The sequence below is a fragment of the Nonomuraea soli genome, assembly GCF_013761175.1.
Classification (GTDB): domain Bacteria; phylum Actinomycetota; class Actinomycetes; order Streptosporangiales; family Streptosporangiaceae; genus Nonomuraea; species Nonomuraea soli.
Genome location: NZ_JACDUR010000003.1, coordinates 1,101,782 through 1,115,622 on the forward strand (window position 1 = coordinate 1,101,782; position 13,841 = coordinate 1,115,622).

At 69.6% G+C, this 13,841-nt stretch carries 8 protein-coding genes; all 8 read right to left on the bottom strand.

Features of this window, described 5'->3' with window-relative positions; all coding sequences use genetic code 11:
* Positions 1–98: 98 nt before the first annotated feature.
* Positions 99–2,999, bottom strand: a complete 2,901-nt coding sequence (locus HNR30_RS18205; protein ID WP_181611021.1) for an ATP-binding protein — start codon at positions 2,997–2,999, stop codon at positions 99–101.
* Between the two features lie 285 nt (positions 3,000–3,284).
* Positions 3,285–5,099, bottom strand: a complete 1,815-nt coding sequence (locus HNR30_RS18210) for a DUF5107 domain-containing protein (RefSeq protein ID WP_181611022.1) — start codon at positions 5,097–5,099, stop codon at positions 3,285–3,287.
* Positions 5,096–8,755 (bottom strand): carbohydrate-binding protein, encoded by a 3,660-nt coding sequence (locus HNR30_RS18215; RefSeq protein WP_181611023.1) that lies wholly within the window; start codon positions 8,753–8,755, stop codon positions 5,096–5,098. Before HNR30_RS18215 ends, HNR30_RS18210 begins: the two co-directional genes overlap by 4 nt.
* Positions 8,752–9,759 (bottom strand): Gfo/Idh/MocA family protein, encoded by a 1,008-nt coding sequence (locus HNR30_RS18220; RefSeq protein WP_181611024.1) that lies wholly within the window; start codon positions 9,757–9,759, stop codon positions 8,752–8,754. Before HNR30_RS18220 ends, HNR30_RS18215 begins: the two co-directional genes overlap by 4 nt.
* Positions 9,756–10,724, bottom strand: coding sequence for a Gfo/Idh/MocA family protein (locus HNR30_RS18225; protein ID WP_181611025.1), 969 nt, complete (start codon positions 10,722–10,724; stop codon positions 9,756–9,758). Before HNR30_RS18225 ends, HNR30_RS18220 begins: the two co-directional genes overlap by 4 nt.
* Before the next feature lie 23 nt (positions 10,725–10,747).
* Positions 10,748–11,620, bottom strand: a complete 873-nt coding sequence (locus HNR30_RS18230; protein WP_181611026.1) for a carbohydrate ABC transporter permease — start codon at positions 11,618–11,620, stop codon at positions 10,748–10,750.
* Complete coding sequence (locus tag HNR30_RS18235; protein ID WP_181611027.1) at positions 11,617–12,540, bottom strand: carbohydrate ABC transporter permease; 924 nt, start codon at positions 12,538–12,540, stop codon at positions 11,617–11,619. Before HNR30_RS18235 ends, HNR30_RS18230 begins: the two co-directional genes overlap by 4 nt.
* On the bottom strand, positions 12,540–13,814 hold the full coding sequence (locus tag HNR30_RS18240) for an ABC transporter substrate-binding protein (RefSeq protein ID WP_181611028.1): 1,275 nt from the start codon (positions 13,812–13,814) through the stop codon (positions 12,540–12,542). Before HNR30_RS18240 ends, HNR30_RS18235 begins: the two co-directional genes overlap by 1 nt.
* Positions 13,815–13,841 lie beyond the last annotated feature (27 nt).

Here is a 13,841-nt window from a genome sequence, read left to right on the forward strand (position 1 = left end):
CACTGTGCGGTCGCCCGCTGAGGGGAGACATCGGCGCTCCAACCCCCCATAAATTGTCGTGTTTTTGTCATGGATGGGGGATCGTGCCCCAGAAAGCGTCAGCGGGGCAGCTCGGCGGCCAGGTTGCACAGCCCGGCACGATCGGTGCACCCGGTCTTCAACAACAGGCTGGCCACATGCTTCTCCACGGTTCGCGGCGAGATGAACAGCAGCTTGGCGATCTCCACGTTCCCCCGCCGCTCGGCCAGCAGCGCGAAGACCTCGTGCTCCCGCACGGTCACCCCCAGCCGCCGCAGCTCCTCGGGGATGCGCTCGTGCCCGCTGCGCCGGTGCGCCGCCCCCACCCCGGCCTGGCGCAGCAACGTCCGGCACGCTCCGGCCACCGCCGGGACGCCCGCCTCGTAGAAGTACTCCTCGGCCGTGCGCAACCAGGTGGGCGCGTCACCCCACCCATCGGCGAGCGCCGCTTCCGCTACCAGCCGCAACCCCAGGTTCGTTGCCATCCGGTACGGCTTCGCGGTCTCCCTGGCCTCTTCGACCCGGGCGCGCGCCTCTTCTCCCCGCCCCGACCTGCCCAGCGCCACCGCCTCCGCCAGCAGCACGAAGTGCCGGTTCCACCTCAGCATCCCCGCCGGACTCGCTCCGATCTCCGCGCACTCGGCCGCATCCGTCCGATCGGCCAGAGCGTCGAGCAGCAGAGCCAGACCGAACCGGCCGCTCAACGAATAGAACCCCGGGCGCCCGTCCTCCCACTCCCTGGCGCGGCCCAGAGAGTCGGCGGCGGCCTTGCGATCCTCTTCGAGCAGCGCGCAGACCGCCTGGCACAGGCCGTGCGACAGCGCCACGTAATCGCTGTCCTCACCGCCCCACCTGCGGAACGCGGCCAGAGCCTCGTCCATCTCCCTGCGCCTGCCCTGGTGCGCGGCGGAGGTCGCCTGGGCGAGCAGCATGTAGTGGGTGTAGTCAGCATGACTGAGCCGGATGCTGGTCTCGGCCCATGACGCCGACAGCGCCTCCGCCTCCGCGAAGTCGCCACGCATGGCGTGCAACATCGCCAGCGTCGCCTGGGCGGTGTACACCGTGGTCACCGCGCCGGCCGTGACCGCCTGCCGTATCGCATGCTCCACCTGCGAGGTGTCGCCGTCGCGCAGGCTCGCGTTGACGGCCAGCCGGAACAGCGCGCGGATCCGCCACAGGCCCAGACCGTGCTCCTCGGCGGCGGCGAGCACCTTGGCGAGGTACCGGTCAGCCTCGGCCAGGCCCCGCGGCCGCACCAGGTGGGCCAGCAGCTCCCACGCCTGGCAGGCCACTTCGGGCAGGGGCAGCCGCGCCGCGGTCTGCGCCGCGCGGCGGGCGAGCCGCTCCGGCTGCCGGTCGCACAGACGCGTCAGGAGACGGGCTTCGACCACGTCCAGGGCGGCGGCGGGCGCCTCGTCCCAGTGGGCTTCCAACAGCTCCCGTCCCGCGGCGACGTGGGTCATCCCCTCGTCGAAGCGGCCGAGTTCGGCGGCGACCCAGGCCGCCTTGACGCGCAGGGCGATCCGGCAGGCCGACGGGACACCCGAGCAGTCCAGTTCGGAGACCTCGTCGGCCAGGGCCACGGCCCGCGCCGCCTGCCCGCCTTCGGACAGCGCGTGCAGCAGCGAGACCAGCACCTCCGCCCGCACCTCGGGCAGGTCGTCCCGCAGCCGCTCGTAGGCGTTCTCCAGCAGGCTGATCGCCGCCCCGGCCGCGCCGATCTCCAGCAGCCGCATCCCGGCGTCGGCCAGCAGCCGTCCCGCCTCCGACTGCTCGCCGGCCACCACGTGCAGGGCGGCCACCACCTGGCACCACTCGCCGGGAAGGCCGGGCTGGAGCGCGGTGACCGCGGCCACCGCCCGGCGGGCGATCATCGTGCGTTCGGTCGGAATCAGGTTGCCGAGCAGAGCCTCGGCGGTGAGCGTGTGACGGAAGGTGTACCAGCCGCTCTCGGCTTCGTCGGCCTTGATGAGCTGCGCGGCCACCCCCGCGCGCAGGAACGCCAGCATGTCGCGATCCGACAGCCCGACGATCGCCTGCAGCGGCGCGACCGGGAAACGCCGCCCGAAGATCGCGGCAGCGTGCAGGATCCTCTGGCCGGCCGGGCCGATCTGCTCGGCGCGTACGGCGATGCTCTCGATCAGCGTGACCGGCACCTGGGTGGCGGGATCGCTGGTCAGCTGCCATCGCCCGGTCTCCAGCTCCAGGGCGCCGTTCCCGGCCATCGCGCTGAGCAGCTCCTCGACCACGAACGGGTTGCCGTCGGCGGTGCGCTCCAGATGGCGCAGCAGCCGGGGCGGCAACTCGCCGGGATCGCAGCCCAGGCAGGCGGCGGCCAGAGCGCCCAGGTCGGCGCCGGTCAGCGGTTCGAGCCCGATCAGGGTGGCGGCCCGTCGCCGGGCGCAGTCGTCGGCCACCCGCTGCGCCTGGCTGCTGTGCCCACGCAGGTTGGCCAGGAGCATGATCGGCAGGTCGCCGAGGTTGTCGGCGAGATACTCCACCACCGCGAGCGTCTGGGCATCGGCGTCGTGCAGATCCTCCAGGACCAGGACCACACCCCGGTCGCGGCCGATCGCGATCAGCAGCCGGAGCACGGCCTCCGACAGCACGATGAGCGATTCGAGATGCTCGGGGCCCGCCGTGCTCCGCCACTCCGGCAAGAGCGTGGTCAGCGCGGGCAGGTAGGCGTCGAGCATGGGATCGTCCGGGGGGCCATGGGTTCTGGCGAAGGAGAACAGGGCCTCCCTGAGCGGCTTGTACGACACCCCGCGGCTGGAGCCACTACCGCGGCCGCGCAGCACGACCATGCCGTCGTCCAACGCTTGAAGAGTGCAGTCGGCGACCAGCCTGGACTTTCCGATCCCGGCATCCCCGATCAGGAAGACGGCGCCGCCGCGCCCCTGCCGTACGTCGTGCAGGTGCGCGGTGAGAAGCGCGCTCTCCCGATCTCGGCCGATCAGCAGGGGTGAGCGAAAGCGCATGGCGTCAGGGTAGGCATCGCTTGATCGGGAGATCATCACCCGCGCGGCGGGTTTCGATCGGGTACTGCTTTGCTGCGGGTGGGTGGTGATGGCCCGAAATCGTCCTTTGAGCGCCGGTTGACCATTACGGCGAGCGGGGCGACCGACCCCTCACTGAACCAGCGCGCATCCTCGCCATGGCCATCCGCCGATACGACCGACATGGCGGCCGTCCGGGCCGCGCAGGGTTGGTTGTCCCTGCGCGGCAACTGCCACGGCTCCTCCTCGTCCGAGTAGCCGTCCCACTCACCCGATGCGGAAGTCGTAGACGGCCGGAACGGGTTCGCCGGGGTGGAGGCGGAGCCAGAGCCGGTCGAGGGAGTCCTCTCCTTCCCGCAGATCGTCGACCTCGATGCCCTCGGCCAGCAGTTGGCGCGCCGACCCCTCATCGCCGGCCCGCGCCGCGATCAGGCGGAACCGGCCGAGATCCCGGTAAGGCAGGCCCTCGATCACGGCCAGCGCGACCTCGGTCCGACCGTCCGCGACCAGCGCCTCCAGCGCCTCGGCGGCCAGTTCCGGCGACGCAGGGTCCAGCCTGTGCGCCAGAAACAGCAGATCAGCTGCTTCCCGCGGCGAGTCGGTCAGGAACCCCAGCACACGAATCGCCCAGGGGGTCACCCGGTCGTTCACCGAACGCAGGCAGGCGTCCTGAGCACCGTCGACGTCACCGTCGCTCAGTCTCATCAGCGCCAGGTGGTACCAGGCGTGCCAGTCGTCGGCGCTGCTCTCCAGCAGGGCCCGCCAGCGGGCTCCCGTCAGCGGAGCCGCCGGCGGGTCGACGGCGGGCAGGCGGCTGGTCACCAGCAGCTCCTGCCAGGGCCGCTGCACCGGTCCGGGTTCCGGGAAGCCCGGCAGCCCTTCCAGTCCGCCCCAACCCGAACCGGCGCAGAACACCTCGCCGGTCTCGGTGACCGCCGTCTCCAGTTCCTGCTCCAGCCGAGCCGCGGGCACCAGCCGCGCCAGGGCCTCCTCGACCGCCGAGCACGCGGTCGGCCAATTCCCGTGCACGGCCGCCGCGTCGACGTCGAGCCGTCCGTAGGCCTCCACCCACGACCAGGTGGCGCCACCCGGCATGGGCAGGTGCTCCAACTGGGTACGGGCCAGCCCCGCTTGGATCTCCAGGTAGGCCGAGCCGGGCCCGGACAACCATTCCTGCCAGCGTCGGCCGCCCTGGGAGGTGCCCCAGTGGAAGAGCTTGCGGCCCCGCAGCAGCTCCGTGGAGGCGTGAACGAGCCCCGATCCGCCTTCGTCCAGGGCCGCGATCCACCGGCGCTGCCCGTCGGGCAGGTCGAGGAACCAGTCGGCGGCCCGGTCCGCGGTCGCCGGATAGCTGCGGTCGGCACCGTCCACCTCGGGAAAGCCCACCCGGCGCAGGTTCGTCAGGTAGTCGAAGTGGTAGGCGCCCACCGCGGGGCCGACCACCCGCACTCCCTCGCTCTCCGGGACCGCGATGTTGGACCACCAGTAGACCGGGGTGACCTCGTCGGCCGGGTTGTGCACCGACACCCGCACGAGCAGCACGGGCGACCCGGCCGGTAGCCAGGCGTCGATCCGCAGCACCAGCCGCCGGAGCCGCTCGAACTCGAACATCCGCAGGACCGGCGTGCCGTCGGCGGTCTCCGCGGCCACCGCGTGCAGCGGCTCGCACGTCAGCGGCCAGTGGCCGGTCATGCCCAGGTTCCACTCCACCCCGCCCGCGATCCAGGCGTCCCGCAAGCCGAGGTTGGCCGGCTGCAGGATCGGGTTGCGGTGCAGCAATTCCCGTCCGGTGGGCCGGTGGAGCAGCGACCAGAGCCGCCCGCCGTACCCGGGTAGGAAGGTCGCGGTGAGAACCTCGTTCTCCAGCACGACCGTGGGCAGTTCCCGCTGGCTCCGCTCGCGGGAGTAGCCCATCTGCCTGGTGTACGGCAGCAGCGTGCGGGGTCGCCCGTAGCCGAGGTTGTGCCGCATCTCGTCGTCGACCTCCGCGCCGTCGTGCCCGGCGGAGTGCGGCAGGCCGGACAGGATCGGCAGGCGGCCGTCGACCGGGTCGGCGGCCCCCTCGATCCGCAGGACCGTCATCGCCGTTCCTTCGTGGTCGCCTGGACGGAGAGCCCGTCCGGGATCACCTCGCCGCCGGAGGTCACCGCGCGCACGGTGAAGGTGTGCGTCGAGCCAGGAGCGAGCGAGCCGATCTTCACTTTCGTCTTCTTCTTGACCCGCTCGACCTCGGTGTCGCCGTCGAAGACCGCGTATCCGGCCGCCGCTTCGGCTGAGGGCCAGGTGAGGGTCACGGACTTCTTGGTGACCTTGGTCGCGGAGAGCTCCGCACCGGTCGTCCACGGGCGAGGCGTCTCGACGACGAAGGCGTCGGCGAGGGCCAGCCTCCCGGTGTCGGCGAAGTTCTGCGTGTTCACGATGCGAATCTTGTGCTCGCCGTACGGCAGGCCGCCCAGCCGGAACACCCGCTGCGCGCCGAGCCGGACCGGGCCGTAGCAGTCGACCGACGCGCGCTTTACCCCGTCGACGTAGACGTCGACGACACCCATGTCGGTGAAGCGTTCGGTGAGGTAGCTGATCCCGGTTCCGGTGAAGGTGAACTCGGCGTACTCGCCCTTGCCCGTGGAGTAGTGCACGTCGTCGCCGTGGTCGCCCAGCCCGCGGTTGGCCGAGACACCCCACGAGCCGGAGTAGACGATTCGCGAGTCGTCGTCGTTGACGTAGGTGAGCCGGATGCCGGGATCGGTGACCGTCAGCCGGTAGGAGCCGGAGAAGCCGTCGTAGCTCGCCGTGACGGTGGTCGAACCCCATCCGACGGCGTTGACCCGGCCGGCGGCGTCGACCGTGGCGACTGTGGGGTCGGAGCTGGCGAAGACGACGCCTTCGGTGACCGGAGTGCGGCTGCCGTCGGCGTTCACCGCCTCCGCGGAAACGTCGGCCGACGCGCCGACGTCGAGCGTGGTGGCGCCGGTGACGGCGAGCCCCTTGATGGCGGCGGTCGCGGCCGTGACGGTGAACTTGTCGAGCACCAGGCCGGGCCCGTCGGCGACGATCCGGTAGGTGTGCAGCCCGGCCGCCAGCTTCACCCAGGTCGTGACCGTCGTGAAGTCCGTCTTCGGCACCTGCACCGGGTGGCGGTCGCCGTCGACCTCGAACCGGAAGGAGGTGGTCTGGTCGGACTTGGCGGTGAAGGAGACCCGGTAGAGGCCGGTGTGTGGCACGAAGACGTTCTCGTAGCGCAGGTAGTCGCCTTCGTCGACCTTGCCCACCGCCTTGGCTGAGCCGTACGTGCCGGTGACCACGCCGGTGTCGGCGCCTTGCCAGGACCATTCCTGACCGATGTTCCACTGCATGGTGTAGTTCTCGGCCTCGGTCGTCGCCGTGTGGGAGCCCTGAAGGTCGAGCCGCATCCAGTTCCACACGATGCTCGACTTGGCCTCGGTCCAGACCACCTTGATCGAGCGGTTGCCGGCGGTCAGCGGGAGGACGAAGTCCTCGGTCCGCATCTTGCCGACCCCGCCGCTCTCGCGCAGGCTCAGCGGGCCGGAGACGTCGGTGCCGTCGACTTCCACCCTGAACTTCAGCGGGTCGGCGTTGACCGTCGAGTAGCGCATCTGCAGCAGGTAGTCGCCGCTCACGGGTACCTTGACGTCGTCGTAGCGCAGCCAGTCGCCGGTGTCGACGACGGAGACGCCGGGTGTGCCGTCGTCGCTGACGGCGTCGTTGGCCGCGAGCCACACCCCTTCCTGCGCGGTGGGCTGCTCGGCCTGGATGGTCAGCGATTCCGGACGCTCAAGGGTGAAGCGCATCCAGTTCAGGAAGGACCAGCGGCCGTCGTCCCGGATCACGCGGATCGTGTGGCGGCCCTGGGTGAGCTGGAGCCGGCGCTCGACTGTGCGATAGGTGTTGTAGCCGCCGGAGTCCGGGACGGCGAAGGAGCCCAGCACGTCCTGGCCGTCGACCTGGATGCGGAAGTGGTTGTCCTGTTCGGAGGAGAGCCGCAGCTCCAGGCGGTAGGTACCGTTCGCGGGCACGGTGACGTTGTCGTACTCGGCCCACTCTCCCGCTTCGTCCAGGTAGAGCGCGCCGAACCCGCCCTCCGGCGGGGCCTCCACCCCGTAGGCGCCCTGGGCTGCGGTGTAGTCCTCGCCTTGGACCAGGAACTGGGTGAGCGGCGAGCCGGGCTTTGCGGGCTGTACGGCGTCCGCCGCGACTTCGACCGTACCGATGCGGTAGACCTTGCCGCTGCCGTCCGGCATGGCCAGTTCGATGCGTGGCTTGCCGTCCTCGCCGAGCATGGCGATCGCGACGTCATAGGTTCCGGCCGGGACCTCGGCCGGGATGGCGAAGATCGACTCCACCTCCCGCACGTCGCCCTTGAACAGGCCGGTCTGGTCGAGTGCGGTGTCGGTGCCGCGCCACACCACCGTGCCGGTGGCCCGGTCGGTGAACCGCACCTCCACGGGGTAGCGCCGGGGACTGAAGCCCACGCCGTTGTTGGTCCACGTCTGGGAGATCGCGAACCGGCCGCCGGGCTTGACCTTGGTGTCGTAGACCGCCTTCGGCATGAGGAAGCGGTAGCCGGAGTAACGGCCGAGCGTGGTGAACCACTCGCCATAGGCGTCCTTCATCGCCTGCCAGTGGCCGAAGCTGGTGTTGTTGATGCCCTGGAGGTTGGTGTGGTAGCCCTCCAGCGCGTTCTTCACGACGAGCCGCGGGTTGTTCAGCATGATCGAGCTGTCCCAGCCCGCGCCTTCGGACACCTGGATCATGTCGCGGCGCAGCTTGCGGTTGTTCCACGTGCTCTGGCTGCTGGTGGCGTAGTTCATCCATGCGAAGGCGCTGTTGACGGTGTCGGAGCGCAGGCCCCAGTTCTCGTTGCGCGCGGCGTAGTCGAAGGCGAAGGCGGTGTGCCGCTTGGCCTGGGTGTCGGCGTCGGGGTCGGTGGTGACCACGTCCGCGCCGGCGTTCGGCAACATGACCATGGTCTTGGTGAACGCCTCAGCGTAGATGTCGATGATCTTGCGGAGGGTGGCCGTGCGGGTCGCGTTGTCGGGCCACGGGAAGTGCATCGCGTCGTTCCAGCCCGACCATTCGCCGAACAGGGCGAAGGCTCGCAGGTCGACCCAGGCCATCGCGGGGTTGGCGTCGTAGCGGGTGGCGAAGGCGTCCACCGCCTCCTTGAGTTCGGTCAGGTAGATCGGGTCGTGGTAGATCGGCTGCCGCGACTTGTAGACGGTGTTGTAGGGGGCCATGCGGAAGCTCGCTCCGGCCTCGTCGAACAACCAGGCGGGCGGATACTCGTAGGCGAAGACGCTGGGGTCGTTGTGGATGTCGGGTGCCTCGGACATCAGCAGTTGGAACTCGACGGTCTTGCCCTGCTCGACCATGCGGGCCATGAAGGCGTCGAGCCGGTCCCAGGTGAAGTCGTCGTCGGCGGGCTCGAAGTCGGCCCAGGCGATCTGCAGACGGACGATGTCGGCGTCGTCGGGGATCTTCTTGGAGCCGTCGACCACCGCCGTGATCGCGGGGTCGTCGGTAAAGGTGTGACCACGCTCGCCGTTGGGCTTGGGCGAGTTGATGTCGAAGGCGGTGCCGGTGAGGGGGTTGCCGTTCAGCACCTCATGGGTGTCGGTGAAGGTCACGGTCGTACGGCCGGACGTGGGATCGGCGGCGGCGGTGGTGGTGGTGGTAGGCGCGACGAGTAAGGTCGCGGCGAGCAGCAGGGTGCGGATCATCGGATCTCCAACGGAGAGGAGGCCTGGTCGGCCAGCGATCGGTAGGCCGCCTCGACGAGCGCGGTCGTGCGGTGACCCGCCATGGCGTCGGGCTGGCGCGACTCACCGGCGCGCACAGCGTCGAGGAAGGCGCGGATGAGCAGGTCGTCCAGTGGCGCGCCCCACCCGTGGGCGAGCGCGCCCTGGTGGTTCCAGCCGGTCAGGACGTCGGCGAAAGGAGCGATCTCGGCCACGCCTTCGGTGCCGATGACGGTGAGGGTGACCAGGTCACCCGAGTTGGGCCGGCCGGGCGGACGCGACCAGGAGCAGTCGATCGAGGCGATGACTCCGTCGCGGTAGCGCAGCGAGACCAGGCCGGCCGTCTCGACGTCCACGCCGGGGTTGGGGATCGTGTTGGCGATCGCGTAGACCTCGACGGGATCGTCCTCCAGAAGGTCGGCGAGCAGGTCGGCCACGTGGACGACGTGGTCGGTCAGGGCCCCGCCCCCACTGCGCGCCGGGTCCACGAACCAGTCCCGGCTGGTAGGCACACCTCCGCAGTTGGTGGCGGCGATGGAGACGATCTGCCCGAGGTCGCCCCGCCGTACGGCTGCCCGCAGATCGGCGTAGGAGGGGGCGAAGCGGACAGGGAAGGCCGTCATCAGCACGGTGCCCGCGGCCCGCGCCGCCTCACGCATCTCGGCGGCATGAGCCGTACTCGTGGCAAGAGGCTTCTCGCAGAGGGCGTGCACGCCCTCTGCGGCGGCGCGCAACCCGAGTTCGTGGTGCCTGACGTTCTCGGCGCAGATCACGACACCGTCAGGCCGCCACGCCCACAACTCCTCCTCGGTCTCGAAGTAGCCGATGCCGAGTTTGGCGGCCAGTTCGGGGCCGCCTTCCTCGGCGACTGGGCGGCCGGCGTATCCGGCGTCGCAAGCCGCGATCTCGATGCCGCCGAACCGCCTCAGGGCGGCGACGTACTCGGTCGCGTGCAGGTGAGCGAAGGAGACAACGGCGATCTTCATGAGGTGAGCTCCAGGTCGATCGGCAGGCCACTGACGGCCGAGCGGGCCACGGCATCGGCGATGCGCATGGCTTCGAGGCCGTCCCGGGCAGTGACACGCGGGGCGAGGCCACTCGCGATCGAGTCGAGGAAGTCCCCGAGCTCGGCCCGGTAGGGGCTGGTGAGCGGCGAGAAGTCGGGCAGGATGTCCGCTTCGGGCTCGGCCTTGCCCTGGTAGCGGAAGGGGCGGCGCTCGTCGGAGTCGCCGTGCAGGAGCCCGTCGGAGCCCGCTACCTCGAAGGAGGTGCGGAAATCGATGGGCGCGGTGGTCCAGGTCGCGGTGAGCACCGAGATGGAGCCCCCGAGGTGAGTCAGGAAGGCCTGCGTGCTCTGGCTGCCGTCCACGACGTTCGTGCGGGCGAATACCCGCGCCACTTCACCCCCGACCCATCGGGCGATGTCGATGTCGTGGATCATCAGGTCGAGCAGCACCCCGCCCGAGAGCGGCTCGTCGAGGTACCAGCCGTTGCGCGGGCTGCGGCCCTGCCGGGTGTGACGCTGTACGGCGACCCGCCCGATGTCTCCGCGTGCGACGGCGCGCCGCAGTTCGACATACTCCGGGAAGTAGCGCACCACGTGGGCGGGGAACAGCGGGACCCCGGCGGCGGCGAACCGGGCCACCAGGTCCTCGGCTTCGTCGAGGGTGCGGGTCAGGGGCTTCTCGCACACCGTCGGCAGGGCGTGGCCGAGCGCTGCGAGCGCCAGCTCGTAGTGCGTGTGCGTGGGTGTGCAGATGTCGACGACGTCCGCCGCGTCGAACAACTCGTCCAGGCTGTGGACGGCGCGCCCGCCACCATGCCTGCCGATGAGCGCGTCCGCGTCGTCGGCCGTCGAGTAGACCGCGACGTCGTAGCCGAGGTCGAGCCAGGCCGGGAGGTGCGCGTTGGCGATGCCACCGGCCCCGATGAGTCCGACCGTTGCGTGCATGGAGTGACCGTCCGTTCTGTGGGTCATTTGCCGATGCCCTGCGTCATGCCGCTCACGATGCGGCGACCGAACCAGAAATAGGTCACGATCATCGGGAGCACCACGATGACGACGCCGGCGAAGAGCCCACCCCAGTTCGAGGTGTATTGCATGTTGGAGTAGAAGTTCAGGAGCGCGACGTTGAGCGTCTGCATGCGCTGGTTGGGCACCAGCATCAGGACGATCACGGTCTCGTTCCACAGGCTCAGCGCGTTGAGCACCGCCACGGTGGTGATGCCTGGCTTGGCCAGGGGGATCATGATCTGCCTGAACGTGCGGAAGGGGGTCGCGCCGTCCAGGGCCGCCGCCTCCTCCAACTCGCCCGGCAACGACCGGAAGTAGCCGATGAGGACGAAGACGCTGAACGGCAGGCTCAGCACCACGTAGAAGAGCGCGACGGTGATCCGCGGATCCCAGACGCCGGTGATCCAGTCGATCATGAAGCGGGACAGGCCGATGCTGATGATCACCATCGGTACGGCGAATGCCTGGAACGGGATGCTCATGCCGATGGCGAAGAAGGTCGCCACTGGCCCGCTGGACCGGCCCCCCAGCCGCGCCACCGCGTAGGCGGCGGGGATGGCGAGGGCCATGATGAGCACGACCGAGACCGTCACCAGCAGGATCGAGTTCAGTGTGGCGGCGCCGAGCCCCGAGGTCGACCAGGCCGTGGCGAAGTTCTCCCACATCCAGGCGCCCGGCACCCCCAGCGGGTTGTCGAAGATCTCCTTCGAGGTCTTCAGGGAGTTCAGGGCGACCCAGACGACCATGCCGACGTTGAAGAGCACCCAGATCCACAACCCGGCCTTGATCAGGGCGATGGCCGCCGAGCCGAAGGCGTCGGATCGCGACGTCATGCCCACTCCAGCCGGTCGCGACGCTGGATCCGACGGGACAACACGATCAGCACGGCCGTGATGGCCGTCATGAGCACGCCGATCGCGGCGGCCTCGCCGAGCTGAGCCAGGCCGCCCACCCGCCCGCCGGTGACCCGGAGGTACTGCTCCACCGCGAGCGTCCTGGCCTCGGGCGGTGGGGTTCCCGCTGTCCCGACGAAGGCGATGATGAGCTCGAAGGTCTTGATGCCCGCGATGGCCCAGAGCGCCGCCGCGATCCCCAGCATGTCGCGCGTCAGCGGCAGGGTGATGTAGCGGAACTGCTGAAGCGGACCGGCGCCCTCGATCCGGGCCACCTCGAACAGGCTCGGCGGGATCCCGTCGACGGCCGACATCACCAGGACGACGTAGAAACCGGCGGCGCTCCACACGACTCCAGCCATAATGACCTGGAAGATGAGGTCAGGTCCGAGCCAGGGCCTGCGCAGCTCGGACAGCCCCGTCACCTCCAGCGCGGTATTGATCACGCCCTCCGGGTTGAAGAGGAAGGAGACGGCCAGCCCGACCGCGATCGGTGAGATCATGAACGGCAGGAAGATCGCCGAGCGGATGAACGCACCGGCGCGAGCCGTACGGAGCACGACCATCGAGGCGGCCGCGATGAGGAAGAGAACCCCTCCCACGATCACTGTCAGGAGCAGCGTGTTGAGGAACGAAGCGACGAAGAGCTCGCTCGTGAGGAGCCCTGTGTAGTTGGCCAGGCCGACCCAGGAGAACTCGGTGCCCAGCCCGGACCATTCGCCGAAGCTGAGCACCACGCCGAAGAGCGATGGCACCACGAAGAACACCAGGTAGGCGAGGAGTGCTGGGAGCAACATCGGGAGGTAGAGCCGACGGCGCGCGACGTGCAGCGCGCCGCCGGGGGTCGTCGAGGCGGCCACTAGCCGACCATTGCCCCGGTCTGGGCCTTGCCCTCTCGCAGGAACGTCTCAGCGTCGATCTTCCCGCCGATGAGCTTGTCGTCGAGCGGGAGGAAGACGTCGTTGAACCACTTGGGGTTCACCGCGGCGAGGCCGTCGAAGTCGAGGCTGACGTCCGTTGCGTTGCGGATCGATTCCTGGATCGAGATGAGCTCGACGGGGGCAGGGGAGTCGCTGCGCGATGGGATGTTGGCCGCGTCGGTGGCGATCCGGTCGATGTTCTTCTTCTGCATCGCGAATGCCAGGAAGTCGGCGGCGGCCTGCGGGTTCTTGGAGTTCGGGTTCACCGCCCAGCCGAGGGCACCGACGGTGACCACCGAGCCCTTGGCGGGGTCGACCGGGGGCAGCGGGACGATGCGCGGCTTGACCGAAGCGGCGCGCAGCGAGGCCGTCTCACTGCCGAGCCAGCTGCCGTTCAGATTGAACGTGTGGTCACCGGCCGCCCAGGCGTTCTGCCCGGCGGGGAACTTGGTGGCCATGTAGTCGGTCTGGAAGAGCTTGGCCTTCACCAGCGCCTCGATCGAGGTCACGGCCTTCTTCACCTCGGGCCGGTCCCAGGCGGCAGGGTCCTCGGCGAGCTGGCGGAGCGTGCCGGGGCCGGCGGTCGTGAGCAGCACCTGGTAGAGCCAGAAGGCGTTGTAGGAGTTGATCGTGCCGTCCTGAGCGATCGGCTGCCGTTTTCCGGCCTTCTCCATGACCGCGAGCTGCAGGAAGTCGTCGAAAGTCTTGGGCGCGAAGTCGGGGTAGCGGCTGGAGTCGTACCAGAGGCCGATCGAGAAGACGCTGTGCGGAACGAATCCGTAGCCCTTGTCGTCGCTAATCGCCTTCAGCACGCTCTTGGGCAGGACCTCCTCGATCGTCTTGCCCTCGCCAGGGATCTTGGTCTTGAAGACCGCCGACATGTCGCCGAGCGCGCCGGCCGCACGGAAGCCCGCGGTGTGGTCGATCGCGGTGTCGTAGAAGTCAGGCCCCTGGCCGGTGGCAATCGCGTTCTTGACCTGGTCCTCCTGGCCCTGCGCCAGCCACTGGACGTCGACCTTGACCCCGGTCTGCTTGGTGTAGTCCGCGATGACGCTCTCGAAGAGCGTGGCCTGGGGGGTGCCTTTGGCCCATTTGCCCCAATAGACGAGGGTTTTTGGGGCGGCGGAACTGGATGGGGTCTCCTGCAGCTTCGTGCCGCAGGCACCGGTGGCGAGGAGCGCGCCGGCTACGACAACTGCGGTCCAGGTGCGCATGTGCTGGTCCCTTCGTGGTGGGGGGCG

What these genes read in the sequence shown, in the direction of transcription:
- HNR30_RS18225 (WP_181611025.1), bottom strand. Translation starts at nt 10,724, where the DNA reads ATGCACGCAACGGTCGGACTCATCGGGGCCGGTGGCATCGCCAACGCG.
- HNR30_RS18205 (WP_181611021.1), bottom strand. Translation starts at nt 2,999, where the DNA reads ATGCGCTTTCGCTCACCCCTGCTGATCGGCCGAGATCGGGAGAGCGCG.
- HNR30_RS18210 (WP_181611022.1), bottom strand. Translation starts at nt 5,099, where the DNA reads ATGACGGTCCTGCGGATCGAGGGGGCCGCCGACCCGGTCGACGGCCGC.
- HNR30_RS18215 (WP_181611023.1), bottom strand. Translation starts at nt 8,755, where the DNA reads ATGATCCGCACCCTGCTGCTCGCCGCGACCTTACTCGTCGCGCCTACC.
- HNR30_RS18230 (WP_181611026.1), bottom strand. Translation starts at nt 11,620, where the DNA reads ATGACGTCGCGATCCGACGCCTTCGGCTCGGCGGCCATCGCCCTGATC.
- HNR30_RS18240 (WP_181611028.1), bottom strand. Translation starts at nt 13,814, where the DNA reads ATGCGCACCTGGACCGCAGTTGTCGTAGCCGGCGCGCTCCTCGCCACC.
- HNR30_RS18220 (WP_181611024.1), bottom strand. Translation starts at nt 9,759, where the DNA reads ATGAAGATCGCCGTTGTCTCCTTCGCTCACCTGCACGCGACCGAGTAC.